Raw genomic sequence first — 22,101 nt, forward strand, 5'->3', positions numbered from 1 at the left:
CGCCCAGGCCACCCGGTCGGCGGCGTGGACGCTCAGTCCTCGGCCGGGTCCACCCGCCAGTCGGGGTGCCCGGGCATCGGCGGGGTGTGCGGCCCGTACAGCCACGGCGTCAGAAACGGTTTCAGGTCCCGGCCCGCGACCTCGGAGGCGAGCGCGACGAAGTCCGCGGTGCCGGCCGCCCGGCCCCGGTAGCGGGTCACCCAGGTGTGTTCGATCCGCCCGAAGGTCTCCTCGCCGACCTCCTCGCGCAGCGCGTAGAGCACCAGCGCGGAGCCGTCGTAGCGGATGTTGCGGAAGAGGGACGGTTCGGTGGGCTCGGCGGGCGCCCCGTCGTCGTGCCGCCACTGGTCGTGCTGTTCGTACGCGTCCCGCATCGCGTCCTCCAGGGAGACCCCACCGTGCGACTCGGAGTAGAGGCGTTCGTAGAAGCGGGCGTGACCCTCGCTCAGCCACAGGTCCGACCACCGCCGCAGGGCGACGCTGTCGCCCGTCCACTGGTGGGTCAGCTCGTGCACCAGGTCGCGCTCGGCGTGCACCCGGTCGCCCAGCAGGCTGTCCCTCGGCACGACGGACAGCGACTGGGTCTCCAGCGCGACCGGCAGGTCGGTGTCGGCGACGAGCACGCCGTAGCGGCGGAACGGGTAGGGGCCGAGCCGCTGTTCCAGCCAGGCCAGGTGTTCCGGGGTGAGGGAGCGGTGCTCCGCGGTGTCCGCGACGAGGTCCTCGGGCACGACGTCCCGGACCGGCAGCCCGTGCGGCCCGGTGCCGTCGGCGAACTCGAACCTGCCGATCGCCACTTGGACGAGCTGGGCCGCGATGGGCTCCTCGGAGTCGTACGTCCACCGGACGCGCCCGCCGGGTTGCGGAGCCCGCTCGACGAGCCGGCCGTTGGCCACCGCCTGGCGGTCCGCCGGGGTCGTGATGCGGAAGGTGAACGGCGCGCGCAGGCTGGGGTGGTCGTCGGCCGGAAAGATCATCTTGGCGCCGTCGGGCTGCGGGTAGAGCACGGTGCCGTCGGGGGTGGGCACCCAGCCGTACTCGCCGATCGCGTCGCGGCGGCGGCGGCGCTGGGCGGGGTCGGCGGTGTAGGTGACCCGCACGGTGAAGGAGGCGCCGTCCGCGACCGGCCGCGCCGGGGTGACGACGAGTTCGTCGCCGTCGCGCTCCGCCCGCGCGGGACGGCCGTCGACGGTGACCTCGTGCAGCGTGTTGCCCGCGAAGTCCAGGTCGAAGCGGGACAGGGCCTGGGTGGCGGTGGCCGTGACGGTGGCGCCGGCCGCGAACGGCGTGCCCGGCGCCCGCCAGTCGAAGGCGAGCTCGTAACGGCGCACCGTGTAGCCGCCGTTGCCGTCGAGCGGCAGCAGCGGGTCGCCGATGCCCCGGGCGCCGGGAGAGGGCGCCGCTGCGGAGACGCCCGCGTCGGCGCCGGGCGCCTCGCGGGCCGGGCGGGGGGCGGTGCGGTCCGCCTGGCAGGACAGGGCGCAGGCCAGCAGGGCGGCGCCGGCGAGTACGAGGGCGGTACGGCGGCCGCGCGGGCGTGCGGTGCGGGCACGGCTGCCGGCCCTCGTGGTTCTCATGGCCGCACTATGTCAGTAAAGCGATGAATCAACGCTTATTTTCCTATGAACACTCTCACTCCTGTCTGTCACTTCTTCACCCGGTTTACGGCATAGTGACGGGCGTCCTGCACCCGCCCCAGGAGGAAACGCATGCTCGGCACCGACTTCCGCACCGGATCGCCCGTCTGGCTCGACCTCGGAAGTCCGGACACCGACGCGAGCGCCGCCTTCTACGGCGCCGTCTTCGGCTGGCAGTTCGCCTCCGCCGGCCCGGAGGCGGGCGGCTACGGGTTCTTCCTGAAGGACGGCAGCACCGTCGCCGCCCTCGGCCGGCTCACCGAACCGGGCGCCGTCCCGGCCTGGACGACGTACTTCCACAGCGACGACATCGAGGCCACCGCCCGGGACGTGGTCGCGGGCGGCGGAACCGTGCGCGTCGAGCCGATGAGCGTGGGCGAGGGGTCGATGGCCCAGTTCACCGACCCGCAGGGCGCCCGGTTCGCGGTGCTGCGGTCCCCGATGGGGCTGCAGCGGACCAGCGAGGACAACGCGCTGGTCTGGGTCGAACTGCACACCACCGAACCGGAGTCGGCGATCCGGTTCTACGCCGGGCTGTTCGGCTGGCGTTCGGCGGAGATGACGGCGCCCGGCATGGCGTACCAGGTGCTCAGCGTCGCCGACGGCGACCAGCAGGAGGGCGCGTTCGGCGGTGTGGCCCCGCTGCGGGGCGGCCAGGGGGACCCGCGCTGGGTGCCGTACTTCGCCGTGTCCGACCCGGAGGCCGTCGTCGCCGCCGGACGGGACAACGGCGCGACGGTGCTCATGCCCGCCGTGGACGTGCCCGATGTCGGCACCATCGCCTGGCTGAGCGCGCCCGACCGGTCCGTCTTCGCCGTCCTGCGGCCGAACCCGCGCCAGGGCTGAGGAGTCCGCCGCCGGGCGGACGGCCTCGGCCGCCCGGGGTGTTCCGTTACGCCGTTCCGGTGCCCCTCCCGCCGCAGTTCGCCGCTTCGCGCCCGCGCCGCGCATTGAATGCACCGTGCCGCGTGAGGGGCGGCCGCTCCGTGCCGTCCCTTCGCGCGTCCATGGCCATGCCCGCGTACCCGGTGCCCGGCGGGCACCGGAGGAGAAGGGACTCGGATGCGCGTACTGCGCCGTTTCCTGTGGAGCGCGCTCGCCTCGACGCTCCTGCTGCTCGGGGTCACCCCGGCCCCCGCCCAGGCCGCCGGAGCGCACCTGCGCCACGACGGCCGCGCCTGCCCGGTCACCCACCGGACGGCGAACATCACCAAGGCGCCGCCCGAGGGGCTGGAGAACTACTACCGCGACGACTGGCGGCTCGGCCCCAGCCATCTCCCGGTCACCGGCCCCGTCGCGCGGATGCTCAAGGGCTGGAAACCGCAGGACGGCACCTCCTCGTACTGGTTCCTCGGCTGCTACTGGCAGACCGGCCAGCAGAACGTCTCCGGCTGGTGGTACCCGGACAACAACGGGTTCGTGCTGCGCGACGGCCGCCCGGTGCAGCGGACGGAGACGCTGCGCAAGGGGCAGCTCGTCGACCTCTTCGGCAGCGGCCGCGGCAACTTCCTGGCACCGGCGGGCACGCCGTACGCCAAGCGGGCCATCCCGCCTACCAACCTCGACGAGTACGACCCGGCCGCCCCGCCGTTCAACTACCACCTCTACCGCGTCACCGAGGACTTCACGGTCCAGGCCGGTCCCATCAGGCCCTGGTTCGGCCAGCCGGGACTCGGGCGGCAGTACGTGACGGGGAAGACCGTGCCGGAACTCGTCGCCGGCAAGAAACTGCTGGAGATCACACCGGCGGCGTAGGGCCCGCGGGCGCCCCCGGCTCAGGCGCCGGGGGCGCGGAACGCGACCTGCCGGCGGGCGGCCTCGTCGAGCTCCTCCAGGGTGAGCAGCGGAGTGGCCCGGGTGAGCAGGGCGCCGCTGGCCTTCACATGGAGGGAGACGGCCGCCATGGCCGCCGGGTCGGGGAAGTCGACGACGAGCACGATGTCGTCCGCCCCGAAGGCGAAGTACATGGCCTCGACGCTTCCGCCGAGGCCGGAGACGACCTGCTCGACGGCGGCGCGGCGGCCGCTGCCGCCCTCGTCGAGCAGCCCCTTCGTGCCGTCCGCGGTGTAGCTGGCCTGGATGAGGAACTTCGGCATGACGCTCCCTGCCCGTCGGTGATCGGTTACGCACAAGGGATTTCCCGTCCCGGCCCCGGCCGCCCCCCGCCGCGCGGCCGGAATCACCCGATGGGCGGCGGTCCCGGCGCGGTGATGCCACGTCATGCGCCGTGCGCTCACCGCTCCGGTGACCCGTCACTCACGAGGAGAGCGTCCAGCGGGGTGCCGTCCTGGTCCAGGCCGTCTCCCAGGCGGCGAGGTTGTGCCGCCGCACGGCCCGGGCCGCGGTGCCGTAGGCGGCCGCGCCGGCGCCGGCGGTGGCCAGGGCCGCGCAGATCGCCCAGCCCATGCAGCGGGAGCGGATCTCCTCGGTGGTCATCGGCGCCCCGGTGATCCGACCGTCCCGGTCGGCCCAGACGTGCACGGTGCTGCCCGCGCGCAGGCCGGGTTCGACCTCGGTCCGCACGGTCCGGGTACGGCCGTCGGGGCCGTCGACGAGGACCCGCGCCGGGTACCGCGTCAGGGCGGCCTCCGCCGAGCCCGGTTCGGGGTGGCGCGGCACGTCCCGGAGCAGGACCGCGGTGGTGGGTCGCCGGGTCTCGGCCTGGTGCTGGGCGGTGCGGGCGTAGTGCCGTCGGGCGGTGTCGCCGGCCAGCAGGGCGACGACGGGGGCGGCCGCGAGCACGGCCGCCAGCAGACCGAGGCCGAACCACCCGAGGAGCAGGTCCGAGCGGCGGCGCAGGGGATTGCCGCGCAGCCGCCACAGGGTGACCCGGGGCAGGTCCTCGGGAGGCGGCTGTGCGGGCGGGGGTACGCGGCCGGCCAAGGCGACCTCCTTCCGGTGAGGGGGACGGCGCACGGGAGGACGGGCTAGGAGGGGTGCGGGCCGGGTGGCAGGAGGGCGCCGGACCCGGTCGTGGCCGGGTGGCGGTGGGCCGCTTCCAGGAGCCGCGCGGCGCCGCGCACCGCGGCGGTGTGCGGCGCCGGGACGACGCGGAGCGGCACGTCCAGCCGGCCGGTGAGCCGGTGGGTGATCTCCGGCCGCAGCGCGCCGCCGCCCGCCAGCAGGGGGCCGCGGCGCAGCGCGTCGAGGGTGGCGCTGGTGCGGTCCTGCCGCACCATCGCGGCCACCATGGCGGTCACCGCGTCGCAGAGGTCCGCGGGCGGCAGGGTGTCCAGGTCGCCGGTGCCCAGAGCGGTGCGGCGGGCGTCCACGACGGCGCCGTCGGACAGCAGCACCACCTCGGTGAGGTGCGCGCCGATGTCCACCACGAGCACGGGCCGGGCCTGGTCCGCGCCCGCGGCCAGCGCGACGGCCCGGGCGCTGGGGACGGTCAGCACGCCGCTCGGACGCAGCACGCCCACGGCGGTGCGGGCCGCGTCCCGGTAGGCGACGCCGTCCAGCACCGGGGCGGTGACGATGACCAGCGGCCGGGCGAGGCGCGGCAGCCGGTCCGAGAGCAGGCGCTCCAGCATTCTGGCGCAGCCCGGGGTGTCGACGATGGCGCCCCGCTGGACGGGGTGGACCGCGCCGGTGCCGGGAAAGGTGACCGTGGGCACGTCGAGGACCAGTCCCCGGCCGGCGATCCAGGCGCGGGTGCGGGCGCTGCCCAGGTCGAGGGCGACCCCGCAGCACCGGCGGCACCGGGGCCAGGGCCGGTGCCCGGTGGCGCCGGGGCGCCGGACGCCGTTCATCGGCCGGCCTCCCGGACCTGCTGGCAGCGCGCGCAGTAGCGGGCCTGCGGCACTATCAGCAGCCGCTCGCGGTCGATGGGCCGGCGGCACAGGTGGCAGGCGCCGTAGCTGCCCCGGTCCATGCGGTCGAGCGCCGCGACGACGTCGCTGAGGACCATGCGGGCGGAGGCGGCGAGCTTGACGTGCACCTCCACCTGCCCGGCGGTGCTCTGCCGCAGCAGGTCGTCGGTGCGGGACGGGACGGCGGACGCGATCTGCACCAGCTGCTCCTGCCGGAACAGGCGCTGCTCGTGGAGGTTCTCGCGCAGCGCGGCCACGTCCTCGGGCGACAGGTGCGGGTGCGGGAGCGGCGCGTGCCCCGCTGGGGCACGCGGCCCGGTGTCGTGCGTTTCCGGGTCGCCGATGATCTGGTGGGTCACCACTTCACCCCTTGGGCAGAGCGGAACGAAAGGCGGGTCGGGGACAGGGGAGGGCGCGGGCTCAGGGAGCGACGCGCCGGCAGGTGACGCAGTAGCGGGTGTAGGGCAGGATCTCCAGCCGCTCCACCGGCACGGGCTTGGCGCAGTTCTCGCAGGTCCCGTAGGTCCCCGCCGCGACCCGGGCGAAGGCGTCGTCGATCTCCTTCAGCACCCGCTCGATGGCGGTCCGCTGCGCGGACATCAGCTGGTCGTCCGCCGGGTGCCCGGTCTCGTTCACCGCCTCGAGCTGGACCAGCCGGGTGCCGCGCGCGTGCTCCAGGCGCCGGCGGGCCTCGTCGGCGGTGAGGCTGCGCAGGTGGCCATCGGCGGCGGGAGTGTCGATCGACATGGTGCTTCCCTCTCTCGGTCCCGGACGGTTCGGGGTGTCGGACGGCCGGTCCGCCGTCGTCTCGACCCTCGCCGATCACGCCGCCCCTGCCCATCGGGCGCGGAACCCATTTACCGAGCGTCACGAACCCTGCCCGGGCCGGGCATGGGTGGACGGCGGCGGAGAAAATGGGCCACGCGCCCCATCGCCCCGGCGTGCCGGCGACGGGCAGGCTGGGGGCGGCCAGGGCAGCGGCCCGCCCGGGGCGCCCGATGCCCGACAGTGGAGGCAGGCCGCATCGCGAAAAGGAGGCGTACGTCCCGGTGTCCCTGTTCTGGCGGATCTTCGGACTCAACGCCGTGGTGCTGGGCACGGCCACGGCACTGCTGCTGTGGGCTCCGGTGACCGTCTCCGTCCCGGTCGTGCTGACCGAGGCCGTGATCCTGCTGGGCGGTCTGGCGGTGATGCTGGTCGCCAACGCCGGCCTGCTGCGCTGGGGTCTGGCCCCGCTCGACCGGCTGACGAAGCTGATGACCACCGTGGACCTGCTCCGTCCCGGCCAGCGGCTGCCCGCGCACGGCGGCGCCGAGGTCGCCGAGCTGATCCGCGCCTTCAACGCGATGCTGGAGCGGCTGGAGCAGGAACGCGCCACCAGCAGCGCCCGCGCCCTGTTCGCGCAGGAGGCCGAACGCCGCCGTATCGCGCAGGAACTGCACGACGAGGTGGGGCAGAGCATGACCGCGATCCTGCTCGCCCTGAAACGGGCCGCCGACCAGGCGGGCGAGCCGCTGCGCGGGGAACTGCACCAGATGCAGGAGATCACCCGGGAGAGCCTGGACGAGGTGCGCCGCCTGGTGCGCCGGCTGCGGCCCGGCGTGCTGGACGACCTGGGCCTGGTCAGCGCGCTGACCTCGCTCACCGAGGACTTCGCCGCGCACACCGGGCTGCAGGTACAGCGCCGCTTCGACGCCGACCTGCCCGCCCTGGAGCCGGAGACCGAGCTGGTCTTCTACCGGGTCGCCCAGGAGGGCCTGACCAACGCCGCCCGGCACGCGGACGCCGAACGCGTCGTCGTGGCCCTGGACCACGGCGAGGGCAGGGTGGAACTGGCCGTCACCGACGACGGCTGCGGCATCGAAGCCGCCCGGGAGGGCGCCGGCATCCGCGGCATGCGGGAGCGGGCCCTGCTCATCGGGGCCCACCTCGACATCACCTCCGCGCCCGGTGCGGGCACCCGGGTGCGCCTCACCGCCCCCGTTCCCAGGAAGCAGCCGTGACCATGCCAGCCACCCCGATCCGCATCCTCCTCGCCGACGACCACGCGCTGGTCCGGCGCGGCGTGCGGCTCATCCTCGACCAGGAGCCGGACCTGGAGGTGGTCGCCGAGGCGGGCGACGGCGCCGAGGCCATCGCGATGGCCCGCACGCACGACGTCGACCTGGCCGTGCTGGACATCGCCATGCCCCGGCTGACCGGACTGCAGGCCACCCGCGAGCTGATCGCGCTGAAGCCGGGGCTGCGCGTCCTGATGCTGACGATGCACGACAACGAGCAGTACTTCTTCCAGGCCCTGAAGGCCGGCGCCTCGGGCTACGTGCTGAAGTCCGTCGCCGACCGGGACCTGGTCGCCGCCTGCCGGTCCGCGATGCGCGACGAGCCCTTCCTCTACCCGGGGGCGGTCACCGCCCTCATCCGCAACTACCTCGACCGGGTGCGGCACGGCGAGGAGACGCCGGACCAGATCCTCACCCCGCGCGAGGAGGAGGTCCTCAAGCTGGTCGCGGAGGGGCACTCCTCCAAGGAGATCGCCGAGATCCTCTTCATCAGCGTCAAGACCGTGCAGCGCCACCGCGCCAACCTGCTGCAGAAGCTCGGTCTGCACGACCGCCTGGAACTCACCCGCTACGCCATCCGCGCCGGCCTCGTCGAACCCTGACCCCGGTGCCCCGGCCGCCAACTCCCCGGCCGGGCCCGGGCCCCCACGCACCGTCACCGCCACGAAAGGGGACCGGCGCATGCACCGGACACCGCGCACCCCCCTTCGTGCGCCCGCCTTCACGGCCCTCCTGGCCCTCCTGCTGACGGCCCTCGCCCTCCTCACCGCCCAGCCGGCCGACGCCGGACCCGTCCGCCTCCCGCAGGCGGCCGCCGCTTCCCCGGCCGCCCCGGGCGACGAGAGCAGCGCCGTCGCGTTCGCCGACGAGCCGTGTGCCGGCGTGCGTGCCGCCCGGGCCGCGGTGCGGCAGGAGGCTCCCGGGGAGCGTCCGGTGCCGCACGGCCCGCTCGCCGTGGCCGTACCCGGTGCGCAGGCGGCGCCGCCCGGCGGTGCGCCGGGCGACGGCGAGCGGGCGGCCGCGCCCTTCCGCTGGGACCGGGCGGCGGCGGATCGCGGGCGGGCGCCACCGGCCGGGCCGGCCCGCGCCTGAGACCGGCGCGGCCGCCCGCCGCCCGCTCCGCCCCTTCATCCGCCGACCCATTCACCTGTGCCATCCGCCGCGGCCGTACGGCCGCAGCCGTGGCATGCCCGCCGGAGGCCCGTGTTGATCCGCTCCGCCCGGGTGAGGGCGCTGCTCGCCCTCACCGTGATCGCCGTGTCGCTGTACATCGCCCTCACCGTGCCGGTCCGTCTCGGACTCGATCTGCGCGGTGGCACCCAGATCGTGCTCCAGACGCGTTCCACCCCGACCGCCACCGCCGACCGCGAGGCCACCGACCGCACCCTGGAGGTGCTGCGCGGCCGCATCGACGCGCTCGGCGTCGCCGAACCCAGCCTCGTCCGCTCCGGTGACGACCGGATCATCGTCGAACTCCCCGGTGTACGGGACCCGAAGCGGGCGGCCGAGGTACTGGGCCGCACCGCGCAGCTCACCATCCACCCCGTGACCGGCGTCGCCGCCGGGCAGGACCGGACCGGGGAGCCGGCCCTGCCCGACGAGTCGGGCCGGCGACTGCGCCTGGGCGAGGCCGCCCTGACCGGGCAGCAGGTCACGGACGCCGCCGCCCGTTTCGACCAGGAGTCCGGCGCCGGCTGGCACATCACCGTCGACTTCGGCGGCGCCGGCCGCGCCGAGTGGGCCCGGCTGACCGGGGAGGCCGCCTGCAAGCCGGTGGGCGACCCCGGCCGCCGTATCGCCATCGTCCTCGACGACAAGATCATCTCGTCGCCGGAGGTCGCCCCCTCGGTGGCGTGCGGCACCGGCATCACCGCCGGCTCCACGCAGATCACCGGCTCCTTCGATGACGCCGAGGCCCGCGAACTCGCCCTGCTCGTCAAGGGCGGCGCCCTGCCGGTGGCCGTGGAGACGGTGGAGCAGCGCACCGTCGGCCCCACCCTGGGCGCCGAGGCGATCGCCGCCAGCACCTGGGCGGCCGTCATCGGCACCGCCCTGACCTCGCTGTTCGTCATCGCCGTCTACCGGCTGATGGGCATGCTCGCGGCCCTCGCCCTGCTCTGCTACGGCCTCGTCTCCTACGCCGCCCTGGCCGCGCTCGGCGCCACCCTGACCCTGCCGGGCCTGGCCGGGTTCGTCCTGGCGATCGGCATGGCCGTGGACGCCAACGTGCTCGTCTTCGAACGCGCCCGCGAGGAGCACGCCGCACGTCAGCGCCCCACCCCGCGCTCGGCGGTGGCCGCCGGGTTCCGCAACGCCTTCAGCGCGATCGCCGACTCCAACATCACCACCCTGATCGCGGCGGCCCTGCTGTTCTTCCTCGCCTCGGGACCGGTGCGCGGCTTCGGCGTGACCCTCGGCATCGGCGTCCTCGCCTCCATGGTCAGCGCGCTGCTCATCACCCGGGTCCTCGCCGACCACGCCGCGTCCCGCCCCTGGCTGCGCGCCCGCCCGCACCTCAGCGGCATCGCCACCACCGGCCCCGTCCGCGACCGCCTGCTGCGCCGCGACCCGCAGCTGATGCGCCGGCCCCGCCGCTGGCTGGCCGCCTCCGCCGTGCTCCTGGCCCTCGCCGGAGCCGGCATCGGGCTGCGCGGGCTGGACCTCGGCGTCGAGTTCACCGGCGGCCGGCTGGCCGAGTACACCACCGGCGCCCCGGTCGACCCGGACCGGGCCCGCGCCGCGCTCGCCGACGCCGGGTTCCCCCGCGCGGTCGTCCAGTCCTCCGGCGAGGACCGGCTGACGGTCCGCACCGGGGCGCTGACCGACGCCCAGGCGGCCGAGGTCACCCGGACGGTCGGCGCCCTCGGCGGCGGGGCGGACCGGGTCCGCGACGAACTGATCGGACCCAGCCTCGGCGAGGAGCTGCGCCGCAACGCCCTGATCGCGCTCGCCCTGGCCCTCGGCGCCCAGCTCCTCTACCTCGCGGCCCGCTTCCGCTGGGTGCTCGGCACCGCGGCGGTCACCGCGCTGGCCCACGACGTGGTGATCCTGCTGGGCGTCTTCGCCTGGCTGGGCAAGCCGGTGGACGGCGTGTTCCTCGCCGCCCTGCTGACCGTCATCGGTTACTCGGTGAACGACTCCGTCGTCGTCTTCGACCGCATCCGCGAACTGCGCCGGCGCCACCGCGGCTCCCCGCTGCGCCGGGTCGCCAACCAGGCGATCCTGCAGACGCTGCCCCGCACCGTGAACACCGGCATGGGAGCCGCGCTGATCCTCACCGCCCTCGCGGTCCTCGGCGGGGACTCCCTCACGGACTTCGCCCTCGCCCTGCTCATCGGCCTCGCGGTCGGCACCTGGTCCTCGGTCTTCGTCGCCGCGCCCGTGGCGATCGAACTCCAGAACCGGACCGGCGGACGCCGGCGGGGCGCGGGCTGAGGGGGGAGGGCGGCAGCCGTGGGACGCCCGCGGGGCGGGACCGGAGCCGAACGGCCACCGGCGTTCCCGCCCCGCGCGGGCTAGGATCCGGGACCATGGCGCTGACCGTGCACGACGTGGACCGGTTCGAGGCGTCCAGGCCCCGCCTGGAGGCCATCGCCTACCGCCTGCTCGGCTCGGCGGCCGAGGCGGAGGACGCCGTGCAGGAGACGTTCCTGCGCTGGCAGGCCGCCGACACCGACCGTGTCGAGGTGCCGGAGGCCTGGCTGACGAAGGTGCTCACCAACCTGTGCCTGAACCAGCTCACCTCGGCCCGCGCGCGGCGCGAGACGTACGTGGGCCAGTGGCTGCCCGAGCCGCTGCTCGCCGGGGACCCGATGCTCGGCCCCGCCGACACCGCCGAGCAGCGCGAGTCGGTCTCGTACGCGGTCCTCACCCTGCTGGAGCGGCTGTCGCCCAACGAGCGCGCGGTGTACGTGCTGCGGGAGGCGTTCGACTACCCGCACCGGGAGATCGCCGAGATCCTCGACCTCACCGAGGCGGCGAGCCAGCAGATCCTCCACCGCGCCAGGAAGCACGTCGCGGAGGGCAGGGCCCGCACCGAGATCGACGAGGCCGCCGCCCGGCGGATCGTGGAGGAGTTCCTCGCGGCCGCCACCAGCGGCCGGACCGAGCCCCTGGTGCGGCTGCTCACCCAGGACGCCGTCGCGATCGGCGACGGCGGCGGCAAGGTCCCGGCCCGCACCAAGGCGTTCGAGGGCGCCCTCGCGGTCGCGAAGTTCATGCGCGGTCTGTTCAAGCCCGGCAAGGGAAAGCGGAACCTGGTCGGCGGCTCGCCGGAGATCCACGCCACCACGGCCAACGGCGGCCCCGCCGTCGTGGCGGTCCTCGACGGCCGGGTCATCGGCGTCCTGTGCCTGGAGGTCACGGCCGACGGCATCGCCGCCTTCCGCAGCCAGGCCAACCCCGACAAGCTCGTCCGCGCGACCGAGCGCTGGGCGGCCGCCGACCACGGAGAACCCCTGCTCACCATCTTCTGATACGGATGTGACCTGCTTCACACCCCGAACCTGTCAGGAAACGGCGGGCCGCCCGGTTCAAGGGGCGAATCCGCTGAAGACAGGAGCAGGGACATGCAGCACCGCATCGTCGTCCTCGGAGCCGGATACGCCGGGGCCATCGCCGCCGGACGCCTCGCCCGGCGGCTGCGCCCCGAAGACGTCGCCATCACCCTCGTCAACGCCGAGCCCGACTTCGTCGAACGGGTCCGGATGCACCAGCTCGCGGCCGGCCAGGACCTGCCGCCCCGGCCGCTCGGCGAGATGTTCGCGGGCACCGGGGTGCGACTGCGCATCGCGAAGGTCACCGGCGTCGACGCCGACCGCCGGACGGTGGCCGTCGAGACCGCCGACGGCGCCGAGGAACTGGCGTACGACACGCTCGTGTACGCCCTCGGCAGCGGCTGGAACGACCAGGGCGTCCCCGGCGCCGCCGAGCACGCCCACGACGTCGCCGGCCGGGCCGGCGCGCTCCGGCTGCGCGAGCGGCTGGCCGGCCTGGACGCCGGTCGGGCGGTGGTCGTGGTCGGGGGCGGCCTCACCGGCGTGGAGGCCGCGACCGAGATCGCCGAGGCCCGCCCGGACCTCGACGTCGCCCTCGCCGCCAGTGGCGCCCTCGGCGACTGGCTGTCGCCCAAGGGCCGCGCGCACCTGCGGAAGGTCTTCGGCCGGCTCGGCGTCACCGTGCACGAGCACACCGCCGTCACCGCCGTCGAGGCGGACCGGGTCGTGACCGCCGACGGCGGGTCCGTTCCCGCCGCGGTCACCGTGTGGACCACCGGCTTCGCCGTCCACCCGATCGCGCGGGCCACCACCCTGGAGGTCACCGACACCGGCCGGATCGTGGTCGACGGCACCATGCGCTCGGTGTCCCACCCGGACGTGTACGCCGTCGGCGACGCGGCCATGGCGACGGGCGCGGGCGACAAGCCGCTGCGGATGTCCTGCGCCTCGGGCGTGCCCATGGCGTGGCAGGCCGCCGACGCCATCGCGGCCCGCCTCACCGGCGGCAGGCCGCCGAAGGCGCGGCTGAACTACTTCAACCAGTGCGTCTCGCTGGGCCGCGGGGAAGGGCTGATCCAGTACGTCACCGCCGACGACCGGGCCGTCCGGGCGGCCCTGACCGGACGGCTCGCGGTCTTCTACAAGGAGCTGGTCTGCAAGGGCGCGGTCTGGGGCGTCGCCAACCCGACGCTCGGCGTCCCGAGCCGGCGCCGCCGCGTCGTACGGCAGCCGGACCGGGCGGGCAGGCCGGACCGGGCGGCCGAGGCGGAGCAGGCCGCCGAGGCGGTCGCCTGACCGCGCCGCCCGGCGGGCGCCCTCGCGGTGGGGGCGCCCGCCGCCCGCCGTTCGTCACGGCTCCGTCGCGGGCCAGTCCAGCAGCCGGGCGCCGATCGTGGCGGTCTGCAGCGTGAAGCGGTGGGCCGGGTCGGAGAGGTCGGCGCCGGTGAGCCTGCGGATGCGGTCGAGCCGGTAGGTCATGGCCCGCACGCTCAGCGACAGCCGGCGGGCCGCCTCGGCGGCGACGCAGCCGGAGTCGAAGTAGGCGGTGAGGGTGTCCAGCAGCGGCCGGGCGCCGCCGCGGGCGGTCGTGAGCGGGCCCAGGGTGCCCAGGACCAGGTCGGTCAGGGCCTGGCGGTCGCGGGCGAGGACCGGGTAGACGAGCAGGTCGGCCGCGTACAGCACGGGGGCGCGCAGCCCGAGGCGCTCGGCCATCTCCAGGGCGTTCAGGGCCTCTTCGTACGACTGGACCACCCCGCCGGGGCCGGGCTGCGGGCGGCCGACGGCGACCCGGCCGCCGTCGGTGGCGGCGTGCGCCTGCTCGGCGAAGTAGGGCAGCACCTCGTCCTCGTGGCCGGGCGCGATGCACAGCAGCCGGCCGTCCTTGGTGGTCAGCAGGACTTCGCGGTGGCCGAAGCGGGCCATCAGCGCCCGCTCCACCCGCCGGGGCACCGCGTCGCCCTCGTCGTAGCCGGTGGGGCCCTGGGCGACGGCCACGGCGTGGGCGTGGGACAGCCGCAGGCCGAAGCGTTCGGCGCGCTCGGCGAGCCTGCCCAGATCGCTGCGGCCGAAGAGCAGGTCGTCGATGAACTCCCGCCGCGCCGCCTCCTCCTGGCGCACGGCGAGGCGCTGGGCCCGCTCGTACCCCTCGGCGAAGGCGTCCACCGCCTGCTGCACGGCGGCCAGGGCGCTGTCGGCGGAGCCGGGTGAGCGCGGCCAGGCGGCCCGCGTCGCGGCGAGGTGGGCGCCGACCAGGGAGCGCAGCCCGTACCCGGCCTCGGCGGCCTGTTCCCCGAGGGCGCGCCGGGACGCCAGCTCGGGGCGGGTGAGGCGCCGCCCGGTGGCCGACACCTCGGCCAGGATGTGGGCGTAGCCCTCCAGGAAGTGCTCGGGAATCTCCCGTTCCGCCATGCCGCCCCCCTGCGTGCCCAGGATTCCGGTGACGGCCCCTCAGCGCCCCCCGGCACGCTGACCCTAGTGAACGTTGCCGGGAACCGGCAATGCGCCGGCCGGTGCCGGTCGGGCAGCATGACGTGCGGGGAGCAGCACGGACGGCTCCGGTGCCGGACACCGGCAGGTGCCCGGCACCGGGCCGGAATCGGACGCCGCCGACCGTGCCGCCCGCACCGAAGGCCGTGAACGTCCGCACCCGGGAGGCCCGATGATGACGTCGTTCCTGATCCCGCCGGCCGTGGCCGCGCTGATCACGGCGCTCTGCACGGCTGTACTGATCCGCCGGGACCGGCGCCGGATGACGCCGTCCTGGAGGTCCGCGGCGCCCCCTGCGGGCGCCGACTGGCACCCGGTGGAGCGCGGGGAGCGTCCGTCCCGGCGGGAACGCGGGTGAGCTCGGCGAGGGGCACCCGGACCCGATGACGCCCGCTCCCGGCCCACGGCGCCGGGGACACCCCTGCCGGTCCGGCGCGCCGTACGGGCGGTGTAACTTCGCGCCCTGTCCATAGCGTTCGTCTCCCTCGGTGTCCTGGCGGCCCTGCTGGCCGTGGTCAACGCCGCGCAGGCCTTCCTCGGCCGTCAGCTCGTCAGGCCCTCGGCGAGCACGCGCCCGGCCCGCCGGCTCCGCGCCGAGTCGGCGGTGGCCGCCGTCGTCCTGTCCGGCGCCTCCCTGGCGGCCTTCGGCACCCTGGCCGGCGGCCTGTGGCCCCCGCGGGGCGGCCTCGTGATGCTGGCCGGCTGGATCGCCCTCGTCGTGGTGCGCCGGCGGTTCACCGCCCCGGCGTAGGCGGCCCCCGGCCCGGGCGGTGGAGCCCGGGGGCGACGGAGCCGTGTGGGCCCGCCCCGGCGCCCACCCGCCCCGGCCGCCTCTGTGACGCGGATTCAGCGGAAGGATCCGGCGGAACGCGGACGGGGCCCGGACCGCGCGGTCCGGGCCCCGTCGGGTGCGCCGTCAGGAGGGCATCAGCACCGTGTCGACGATGTACACGTTGGCGTTGGCGGTCTTGACGTTGCCGCAGACGACCTTCGAGGAGTCGTTGACGGTGTAGGACTCACCGGAGCCGGACGTGGCGAGCTTCGACTTCTCCAGGGTCGGGAAGGAGCCGTTCTCCAGGTCCTTGGGCGCGAGCTTCCGGCCGACGACGTGGTAGGTCAGGATCTTCGTCAGCTGGGCCTTGTCGGCCAGGACCTTGTCCAGGGTGGCCTTGGGGATCTTCTTGAAGGCGTCGTTGGTCGGCGCGAACACGGTGATGTTCTGCGCGTTGTTGAGCGTGTCGACCAGACCGGCCTTCTTCACGGCCGAGACCAGGGTGGACAGGGCCGGGTTGTTGGAGGCGGCGGTGGCCACCGGGTCCTTGGCCATGCCGTCGAAGGAACCGGCGCCGTCCTTGGGCACCGAGGAGCAGGCGGGTCCGAACGGCTGGTCCACGGCAGACGCGGAGCTGCCCATGCCGTCGTCCGCGGCGCCGGCCGACGCCGACGCGGAGGCCTTCGGCGCGGAGTCGGACTTGCCGGAGTCGCTGCCGCCGTCGGAGCAGGCGCTGAGCGCGAGCGGCAGGGTGGCCGCGGCGGCCAGGGTGACGGCGGTACAGCGGATACGGGAGTTCATCGGTTCTCTCCTGTCGGTAGCGGCGGCCGGAGCCGCCTGTCATGGGGAAAAGAGGTGGTCGGGACGGTCACTCGACGGTGACCACGACGGAGTGCCAGCCACTCGCGCCGTCGGGAACGGTGCGGGTGCGTCTTTCGGCCTGCACCCGGCCGGAGCGGTCGGTGGCGCGCACGGTGAGGGTGTGGGCGCCCTTGGCGGCCCGCCAGGGCAGGGACCACTGGCGCCAGGTGTCACGGCTGTCCTCGGCGGCCAGCCGGGCCTCCTGCCAGGGGCCGTCGTCGATCCGGACCTCGACCCTGCCGATGCCGCGGTGCTGGGCCCAGGCGACCCCGGCGACCATGACCGGGCCGGCCGCGGGCCGCGCGAAGGGCTTGGGGGTGTCGATCCGGGACTGGGTCCTGACGGGCGCCCTGCGGGCCCAGCCGCGCTCGACCCAGTAGGGGTCGTAGGCGTCGAAGGTGGTCAGCTCGAGGTCCGTGATCCACTTGCAGGCGGAGACGAACCCGTAGAGCCCCGGCACCACCATCCGCACCGGGAAGCCGTGGTCGAACGGCAGCGGCTCCCCGTTCATGCCGACGGCGAGCAGCGCGTCCCGGCCGTCCATGACGTCCTCGACCGGGCTGCCGATGGTCATGCCGTCCACCGAGCGGGCCACCAGCTGGTCGGCCGGCCCGCCGCGCGACGGCGGCCGCACCCCGCACTCTGCCAGCAGGTCGGCCAGCCGGGCCCCGGTCCAGCGCGCGGTCCCCACATAGGGGCCACCGACCTCGTTGGACACACAGGTGAGGGTGATGTCGCGTTCGACCAGGTCACGGCGGAGGAGCTCGTCGAAGGAGAGCACGACCGGCCGGGACACGCCCTTGCCGTGGATGCGCAGCCGCCAGGTGGTGGCGTCCACCTTCGGGACCACCAGCGCGGTGTCGACCCGGTAGAAGGAGCCGTTGGGGGTGATGAAGGGGCTCACCCCGGGGATCCGCAGAGCGGCGCCCCGGGGGACGGCGTCCGCGGGCGAGCCGGGCGCCGGCAGCACCAGCCGGTCGCGGGAGGCGACCGCGTCCCTGCCCCTCGCGCCGTTCAGCGACCGGCCCAGCGCGCCCGCCCCGGCGGAGGCGACGGCGGCGGCCGTGGCGGTGAGCACGAACCCGCGCCGGTCCCAGTCGCCGGAACCCTCGCCGGTACGCCGGTCCGCGGGGGCCGGCTCCCGCCACGCGAGCCGGGCCGCGAGGACGAGGAGGACGGCCGCTCCGGCGCCCGCGCCCACGAGTGACGGCAGCGCGTCGGACGGGCCGCGCGAGTCCGGCCGGCCGGTCGCGGCCAGCGCACCGACCAAGCCGAACAGCACGACGCCCGCCGCGCCGGTGCGCAGGAAGCGCAGCGCGGTGATTCCGAGGGCGCATGCGAAAAGCGTCAGCACCGCCAGAATTCCGAGTTGCAGAACCAGTTTGTCGTCGGTTCCGAAATTCCGGACCGCCCAGTCCTTCACGGCGGCGGGCGTGCGGTCGATCGCCGCCCCTCCCACCGCGACGACGGGCCCCGCCTGCGGACGGACCGCCACCGACACCAGCTCGGCCGTCGCGAGCGAGGCGAAGCCGGCGACGGCGCCGGCGAGCGCGCCCGCCGTCACCCGGAGCGGCCCCGAGGGCCTGCGCGGTTCCTTCTCGTCGTCGGTCACGTGGGGAATCCGGTTCCGCCGGGGGTCCGGATTGGCCTTTGCCTCGATCGAGTGAATCTTTTTTCCGCACCAATCCACACCCCGCGCCGCTACGGATGAAGAGGAAATTCGAGGGCCCGATGATCCGTGGGCCCCGCCGGTCGTGCATCCGCCGGTGCCCCCGCCGCCGAAGAAGTCGTGCGTCACAGGCACGGCGCACAGGTGTCCAAGTGGAGGAGACCGGACGAGAGGAGCCGCCCAGTGGCGGGGGCCCGCACACCGACCGCACCACCGGACGGTGGAGGCGTCACCGACGACGCCCTGCTCACGGTCCGGGCCGCGGAGGGCGACGAGGACGCCTTCGCGGTGCTCGTGCAGCGCCACGCACCGGCGCTGATCCGGCTGGCGGCGGCACGGGTGACCGTGACCGTGACGGGCCTGGTCTGACCCGGGGCGGGGCCCGGCGCTGCCACCGGGCTCCGCCCCTCGCGCCGCGTCGGTCCGGCCGTCAGGCCGGGAAGCCCAGCAGGGCCACCGGCGCGGACGTCGGCTTCTCGGAGCCGCCCGCCGGCTCCACGGTGACCCCCATGCCCGAGGCGCCGTCGACGCCGCCGCGCAGCAGCACGGCCTGGTCGGTGCGGCCGGGATCCATGAGACCGGCCGACCGCATCGTGCCCTTGTCGTCGAACCAGAGCTGGTAGACCTTGCCTCCGGCCGGCCGGGCCATCCCGGAGGCGACGAACACGGCCCTGTCCCGTTCCCGGGAGACGATGACGCTGCCGGTGGCGCCGTCGCCCAGGGCGGCGGTCCGGGTCCGCGCGTCCGGCGCCGCCAGCACGGCGGCGATCTCGGCGGTGCCCTGCCGGGCGCTGCGCGCCTGCCGCAGGGCGTCCTCGGCCCGCTGGTGCTGCCACACCGTCGTGCCGCCGAGGGTGGCGGCCGCCGCGAAGCAGGCGGCCAGGGCCCAGCGGGACAGCAGCCGCGCCCGCTTCCCGGACCGGCCCCCGGCACGGACCCCGCTCGGGCCGGGCGGTACCTGCCGGACGGAGGAGATCCGCCGCAGGACCTGCCCGCGCAGGGCCGGCGAGGGCGTCACGGTGGCGGCGAGCCCCAGCCGGGCCGCGGTGGCGGCCAGTTCGGCGGTCTCCTGCGCACACGGCTCGCAGTCCGCCAGGTGCCGCTCGAACGCGGCGCGTTCCTCGTCGGGCAGGGCGTGCAGGGCGTGGGCGCCGGTCATCCGGTGCAGGTCGGCGGTCGTGTTCACGCGGTCACCCCCAGGCAGTCGCGCAGCCGGATGAGGCCGTCCCGCAGCCGGGTCTTGGCCGTGCCGAGGGGGAGGGTGAGCGCCTCCGCGACCTGGCGGTAGGTCAGCCCGCGGTAGTAGGCGAGCGTCACCGCCTGCCGCTGGATCTCGGTCAGGGTGCGCAGGCACCGCCGCACCTGCTCCCGCTCCAGCCTGGCCTCGACCTGTTCGGTCACCTCGTCGAACTCGGGCGTCCGCGCCAGCAGCGCCGCCTTGTGGTCCCTGGCCGCCGCGGCCTCCACCGAGCGCACCCGGTCCACCGCACGGCGGTGCGCGAGCGTGAGCACCCAGTTGCGGGCCGTCCCGATCTCGGGCCGGTAGCGGGGCGCGGTCCGCCACACCTCCACCAGCACCTCCTGCGCCACCTCCTCCGACTGGGCCGGATCACGCAGCACGGCCTGGACGACCCCGAGCACGGGACCGGCCACGGCGTCGTAGACGGAGGCGAACGCGTCCTCGTCGCCGAGGGCGACACGGCCCATCAGCTCCTGCAGATCAGGTTCGGACGAGGGATTCACGCCGATGAACACGGCTTCTCTCACAAAGGGCCTCCGCGGTTGCGACATCTCCGGACGTAATCCGGTCCCGGGGAGGCCGCGGATTGGTCCCGGCGGTGAAAGAGCGCGGATACCCCCGAAGGGCGGCCCGAAGCCTGTTCGCCGGGCCGCCCTCACCCCGGCTGGAAGGGCCCCCATTCGGAGGAGCCGAGCGGATGGCTGTACGCGGGGCGTCCCACGTTCCCGCTGGTGCGGAAGGGCCTGCCGTCGTCGTCGACGCGCACGGTGCCGTGCCGGGCACCGCTGGACCAGTCCAGCTCCAGGTACCAGCTCACGTTGTGCGCCCGCGCGTCCGCGAAGACGTAGAAGACCTCGGGGTCGGACTCGCTCACCTTGTACGGGAAGTCGCGCTGACCCGCCTTCGGGGTGAGCGTGGGTCGCCCGGCGTCGAGATCCGTCCCGAACGACGCCGTCTCCACGCCGCCGCCGCACCCGACGCCCATCGCGAAGTCGTTCCAGGCGAGCGGCGCGCTCTTCTCCACCACGCGCACATGCAGGTCCTCCAGGACGACGGTGGCCCTGCCGGTCCCCTGCACGGTCAGCGCGAGCATCTGCCGGCCGCCGGCGACCCCGCCCAGCGCGGTGACCCACCCGCGCGCGTCCGGCTCACCCGGCGGCGGAGGCACCTGCTCGGGCTGCCGGTCGATCAGGTAGTGCTGAGTGCACGGGTCTTCCCACTTGTACGGATCGACGGCGACGGCGGGCGCGGTGGCCCCGTCCTCGGCGCCGCCCTGCGGCGATCCGCCCCCACCGCCACGGGAGGCGGAGGGGGACGGCGGGGGGCTCGCGCCGCGCGATGCGGACGGCGACGGCGACGGCGAACCGCTTCCCGCACCGGCCGGCTCGGAGGCGCCGGCACTCCCGGAGACGGGCCGGGAGGCCGCCGCCGGGGTGGACGGGGCGCCGGCCCGGCGCTGCTCGCCGCCGTCGGTCAGGAGGTTCGCCACGAGCGCGGCCGACACCAGGGCGGCGGCCACCCCGATCCCGGCGAGGACGACGGTACGCCGCCGCGCCGAGTGGGCCGCCGCCGAACGCACCGGCGCACCCTCGGCCCGGCCCCCGGCCCCCGCCGCCTCGTCGGGCTCCGCTCCGTCGCCCGTGTCCGGCGTCCCGGACACGGGCGTCCCGGGCTCCGCCGGCCCGTCGGCGGGCTCCGTCGCGGCCGTCGCTTCGGCCGCGGCGGCTCCGGTCCCCTCCGCCGCCCCGCTCGGCCTCTGCCGGCGCTTGGCGTCCGCGAGGACCCACCGCCGGTGCAGTTCCACCAGCTCCTCGGGCGTCGCCCTGCACAGCCGTGCGAACCGTTCCACGGGCGCGTAGTCCGTCGGCACGGCGTCCCCGTTGACGTACCGGTGCAGCGTGGACGCACTCGTGTGCAGCCGCTTGCCGAGCACCCCGTAACTGAGCCCGGACCGTTCCTTCAACCGGCCCAGCAGCTCCGGGAAATCGTCCCCCGTCACCGTTCCGTCCCCTCCAGGCGTCCCGCGCCCCCGTTCCAGGGGGAGGTCATTTCAGCAGGTCAGAGCTGTTGCGGGCATTCCAGCGTCCCGGATGTCCCGGCGGTCCTGGCGGCCGGGACGGAGCACCGCACAAGCTGGGGCCATCCAAGCACGCCGCCCCCGGGTCCCGGAGGAGCGGCCCACGCCAACACCCGTACGCACAAGGGGGATCCCATGTCCGCTCGCACCCGCCGCACCCGTCTGCTGTTCGCTTCCGCACTCGCCGCCGCCGCGCTGACGCTGACCGCCTGCGACAGCAGTGGGGACCTCCACGACGAGGGCGCGGCGGCGGGCTCCGCCGCCACGCAGGCGCCCACGGCCTCCGCCGCGCACTCGTCCGAGGTGAGCGGGGGAGGCTCCGCCGACTCGGCGGACGGCGCGGCCGGCGGTGCGGCCGCTTCGAACGGCGCCACGGGCGCCCGGCACTCGTCCGGGGCCAAGGGGGCGTCCGGGTACACCGGCTCCTCCGGGTCCACGGGTTCGAAGGACGCCGGCGGGTCGTCCGGGGCGAAGGGTGCGCCGGGCTCGAACGGCGCGGGGACGGCCTCCGCCCGCTGCTCCGTCTCCGCCACCCGGACGACCGCGACGGTGGTCTCCCGCCCCCTGAACCACCTGCTCCTCACCGTCACCAACACCGGCTCGAAGAACTGCGACCTCCTGTACTACCCGGCGGTCCGGTTCGGCGAGGCCCAGTCCGTCCCGGCGGCCTACGAGGACTCCAAGCCGCAGGCGGTGGTCACGCTGGCGCCCGGTGAGTCGGGCTACGCCGGTGTCCGGCTCTCGGCCGGCGACGGCAGCGGCTCTCACGGCTACACGGCCAAGTCGCTCGAGGTCTACTTCGACACGGGCGCGAACACCGCCGCCCGGCCGTCGCTGCCCGCGAAGGGCGTGTACGTCGACGACTCGATCCGGGTCTCGTACTGGCAGTCGACCATGGACGACGCCCTGAACTGGTGACACGCGAACGAGCCGGGGCCCGCACCTCGAAGGTGCGGGCCCCGGCCACAGGGTGCGCGAACCACCGGCTCG

At 75.3% G+C, this 22,101-nt stretch carries 23 protein-coding genes and 1 pseudogene; 12 read left to right on the forward strand and 12 right to left on the reverse strand.

Annotated features, from left to right (window positions below; translation table 11 throughout):
* Positions 1 to 32 precede the first annotated feature (32 nt).
* Complete coding sequence (locus tag ACFYU0_RS13420; protein ID WP_389300510.1) at positions 33 to 1,577, reverse strand: M1 family metallopeptidase; 1,545 nt, start codon at positions 1,575 to 1,577, stop codon at positions 33 to 35.
* Between the two features lie 132 nt (positions 1,578 to 1,709).
* On the opposite strand from ACFYU0_RS13420, the gene ACFYU0_RS13425 reads away from it, so the two are divergent.
* Positions 1,710 to 2,483, forward strand: coding sequence for a VOC family protein (locus ACFYU0_RS13425; RefSeq protein WP_351672502.1), 774 nt, complete (start codon positions 1,710 to 1,712; stop codon positions 2,481 to 2,483).
* 216 nt (positions 2,484 to 2,699) lie between these two features.
* Complete coding sequence (locus tag ACFYU0_RS13430) at positions 2,700 to 3,392, forward strand: TNT domain-containing protein (protein ID WP_389300513.1); 693 nt, start codon at positions 2,700 to 2,702, stop codon at positions 3,390 to 3,392.
* 20 nt (positions 3,393 to 3,412) lie between these two features.
* Here the strand turns inward: ACFYU0_RS13430 and ACFYU0_RS13435 are convergent, their stop codons facing one another.
* The 5 genes from ACFYU0_RS13435 to ACFYU0_RS13455 form a co-directional block, all read right to left on the reverse strand.
* Positions 3,413 to 3,733 carry a GYD domain-containing protein gene (locus tag ACFYU0_RS13435; protein WP_351672506.1) on the reverse strand — a complete coding sequence of 107 codons (321 nt, stop codon included), beginning with the start codon at positions 3,731 to 3,733 and terminating at the stop codon, positions 3,413 to 3,415.
* Between the two features lie 160 nt (positions 3,734 to 3,893).
* Positions 3,894 to 4,520 carry a hypothetical protein gene (locus tag ACFYU0_RS13440; protein WP_389300516.1) on the reverse strand — a complete coding sequence of 209 codons (627 nt, stop codon included), beginning with the start codon at positions 4,518 to 4,520 and terminating at the stop codon, positions 3,894 to 3,896.
* A gap of 44 nt (positions 4,521 to 4,564) precedes the next feature.
* Complete coding sequence (locus tag ACFYU0_RS13445; RefSeq protein ID WP_389300519.1) at positions 4,565 to 5,389, reverse strand: rod shape-determining protein; 825 nt, start codon at positions 5,387 to 5,389, stop codon at positions 4,565 to 4,567.
* Positions 5,386 to 5,811: a TraR/DksA family transcriptional regulator gene (locus ACFYU0_RS13450; RefSeq protein WP_389300522.1), complete on the reverse strand. Its 426-nt coding sequence runs from the start codon at positions 5,809 to 5,811 to the stop codon at positions 5,386 to 5,388. The genes ACFYU0_RS13445 and ACFYU0_RS13450 overlap by 4 nt, the downstream gene beginning before the upstream one ends.
* A 58-nt stretch (positions 5,812 to 5,869) precedes the next feature.
* Positions 5,870 to 6,196, reverse strand: coding sequence for a TraR/DksA family transcriptional regulator (locus ACFYU0_RS13455; RefSeq protein ID WP_389300525.1), 327 nt, complete (start codon positions 6,194 to 6,196; stop codon positions 5,870 to 5,872).
* 302 nt (positions 6,197 to 6,498) lie between these two features.
* On the opposite strand from ACFYU0_RS13455, the gene ACFYU0_RS13460 reads away from it, so the two are divergent.
* The 6 genes from ACFYU0_RS13460 to ACFYU0_RS13485 all read left to right on the forward strand — a co-directional run bounded on the left by ACFYU0_RS13460 (position 6,499) and on the right by ACFYU0_RS13485 (position 13,301).
* Entirely contained in the window at positions 6,499 to 7,452 is a 954-nt protein-coding gene (locus tag ACFYU0_RS13460; protein ID WP_389300527.1) for a HAMP domain-containing sensor histidine kinase, read from the forward strand.
* 2 nt (positions 7,453 to 7,454) lie between these two features.
* Positions 7,455 to 8,111: a response regulator transcription factor gene (locus ACFYU0_RS13465; protein ID WP_351672515.1), complete on the forward strand. Its 657-nt coding sequence runs from the start codon at positions 7,455 to 7,457 to the stop codon at positions 8,109 to 8,111.
* Between the two features lie 79 nt (positions 8,112 to 8,190).
* Positions 8,191 to 8,601, forward strand: coding sequence for a hypothetical protein (locus ACFYU0_RS13470; RefSeq protein ID WP_389300530.1), 411 nt, complete (start codon positions 8,191 to 8,193; stop codon positions 8,599 to 8,601).
* A gap of 114 nt (positions 8,602 to 8,715) precedes the next feature.
* Positions 8,716 to 10,944 carry a protein translocase subunit SecD gene (secD, locus tag ACFYU0_RS13475; RefSeq protein ID WP_389300902.1) on the forward strand — a complete coding sequence of 743 codons (2,229 nt, stop codon included), beginning with the start codon at positions 8,716 to 8,718 and terminating at the stop codon, positions 10,942 to 10,944.
* Between the two features lie 95 nt (positions 10,945 to 11,039).
* Positions 11,040 to 11,984, forward strand: a complete 945-nt coding sequence (locus tag ACFYU0_RS13480; RefSeq protein ID WP_351672519.1) for an RNA polymerase sigma-70 factor — start codon at positions 11,040 to 11,042, stop codon at positions 11,982 to 11,984.
* A gap of 93 nt (positions 11,985 to 12,077) precedes the next feature.
* On the forward strand, positions 12,078 to 13,301 hold the full coding sequence (locus ACFYU0_RS13485) for an NAD(P)/FAD-dependent oxidoreductase (protein WP_389300533.1): 1,224 nt from the start codon (positions 12,078 to 12,080) through the stop codon (positions 13,299 to 13,301).
* A 54-nt stretch (positions 13,302 to 13,355) separates the two neighbouring features.
* Here the strand turns inward: ACFYU0_RS13485 and ACFYU0_RS13490 are convergent, their stop codons facing one another.
* The gene (locus ACFYU0_RS13490) at positions 13,356 to 14,414 is read right to left on the reverse strand and encodes a PucR family transcriptional regulator (protein WP_389300536.1); all 1,059 of its coding nucleotides are present in this window, start codon (positions 14,412 to 14,414) and stop codon (positions 13,356 to 13,358) included.
* A gap of 250 nt (positions 14,415 to 14,664) precedes the next feature.
* Between ACFYU0_RS13490 and ACFYU0_RS13495 the strand changes: the two genes are divergently transcribed.
* Together ACFYU0_RS13495 and ACFYU0_RS13500 are read left to right on the forward strand one after the other, a co-directional pair.
* The gene (locus ACFYU0_RS13495) at positions 14,665 to 14,850 is read left to right on the forward strand and encodes a hypothetical protein (protein WP_351672525.1); all 186 of its coding nucleotides are present in this window, start codon (positions 14,665 to 14,667) and stop codon (positions 14,848 to 14,850) included.
* Positions 14,851 to 15,003: 153 nt separating this feature from the next.
* Positions 15,004 to 15,243, forward strand: a complete 240-nt coding sequence (locus ACFYU0_RS13500) for a hypothetical protein (RefSeq protein WP_389300539.1) — start codon at positions 15,004 to 15,006, stop codon at positions 15,241 to 15,243.
* Positions 15,244 to 15,408: 165 nt separating this feature from the next.
* On the opposite strand, the gene ACFYU0_RS13505 is transcribed toward ACFYU0_RS13500, so the two are convergent.
* Positions 15,409 to 16,065, reverse strand: coding sequence for a fasciclin domain-containing protein (locus tag ACFYU0_RS13505; protein WP_389300542.1), 657 nt, complete (start codon positions 16,063 to 16,065; stop codon positions 15,409 to 15,411).
* A 67-nt stretch (positions 16,066 to 16,132) separates the two neighbouring features.
* Positions 16,133 to 17,737, reverse strand: coding sequence for a molybdopterin-dependent oxidoreductase (locus ACFYU0_RS13510; protein WP_389300545.1), 1,605 nt, complete (start codon positions 17,735 to 17,737; stop codon positions 16,133 to 16,135).
* 240 nt (positions 17,738 to 17,977) lie between these two features.
* Between ACFYU0_RS13510 and ACFYU0_RS13515 the strand changes: the two are divergent.
* Positions 17,978 to 18,124, forward strand: a pseudogene (locus ACFYU0_RS13515) (RNA polymerase subunit sigma-70); the annotation flags it as partial.
* A gap of 100 nt (positions 18,125 to 18,224) precedes the next feature.
* Here ACFYU0_RS13515 and ACFYU0_RS13520 read toward each other — a convergent pair.
* From ACFYU0_RS13520 to ACFYU0_RS13530, 3 genes are all read right to left on the reverse strand, one after another.
* Positions 18,225 to 18,953 (reverse strand): anti-sigma factor domain-containing protein, encoded by a 729-nt coding sequence (locus tag ACFYU0_RS13520; RefSeq protein ID WP_389300905.1) that lies wholly within the window; start codon positions 18,951 to 18,953, stop codon positions 18,225 to 18,227.
* A gap of 23 nt (positions 18,954 to 18,976) precedes the next feature.
* Positions 18,977 to 19,561: a sigma-70 family RNA polymerase sigma factor gene (locus ACFYU0_RS13525; RefSeq protein ID WP_351672536.1), complete on the reverse strand. Its 585-nt coding sequence runs from the start codon at positions 19,559 to 19,561 to the stop codon at positions 18,977 to 18,979.
* Between the two features lie 128 nt (positions 19,562 to 19,689).
* Positions 19,690 to 21,033 (reverse strand): helix-turn-helix domain-containing protein, encoded by a 1,344-nt coding sequence (locus tag ACFYU0_RS13530; protein WP_389300548.1) that lies wholly within the window; start codon positions 21,031 to 21,033, stop codon positions 19,690 to 19,692.
* 213 nt (positions 21,034 to 21,246) lie between these two features.
* Here ACFYU0_RS13530 and ACFYU0_RS13535 point away from each other — a divergent pair, with 213 nt between their 5' ends.
* Positions 21,247 to 22,029, forward strand: coding sequence for a DUF4232 domain-containing protein (locus ACFYU0_RS13535; protein ID WP_389300551.1), 783 nt, complete (start codon positions 21,247 to 21,249; stop codon positions 22,027 to 22,029).
* The last annotated feature ends 72 nt before the right edge of the window (positions 22,030 to 22,101 follow it).

It is taken from the genome of Streptomyces sp. NPDC003720, from assembly GCF_042875075.1.
Classification (GTDB): domain Bacteria; phylum Actinomycetota; class Actinomycetes; order Streptomycetales; family Streptomycetaceae; genus Streptomyces.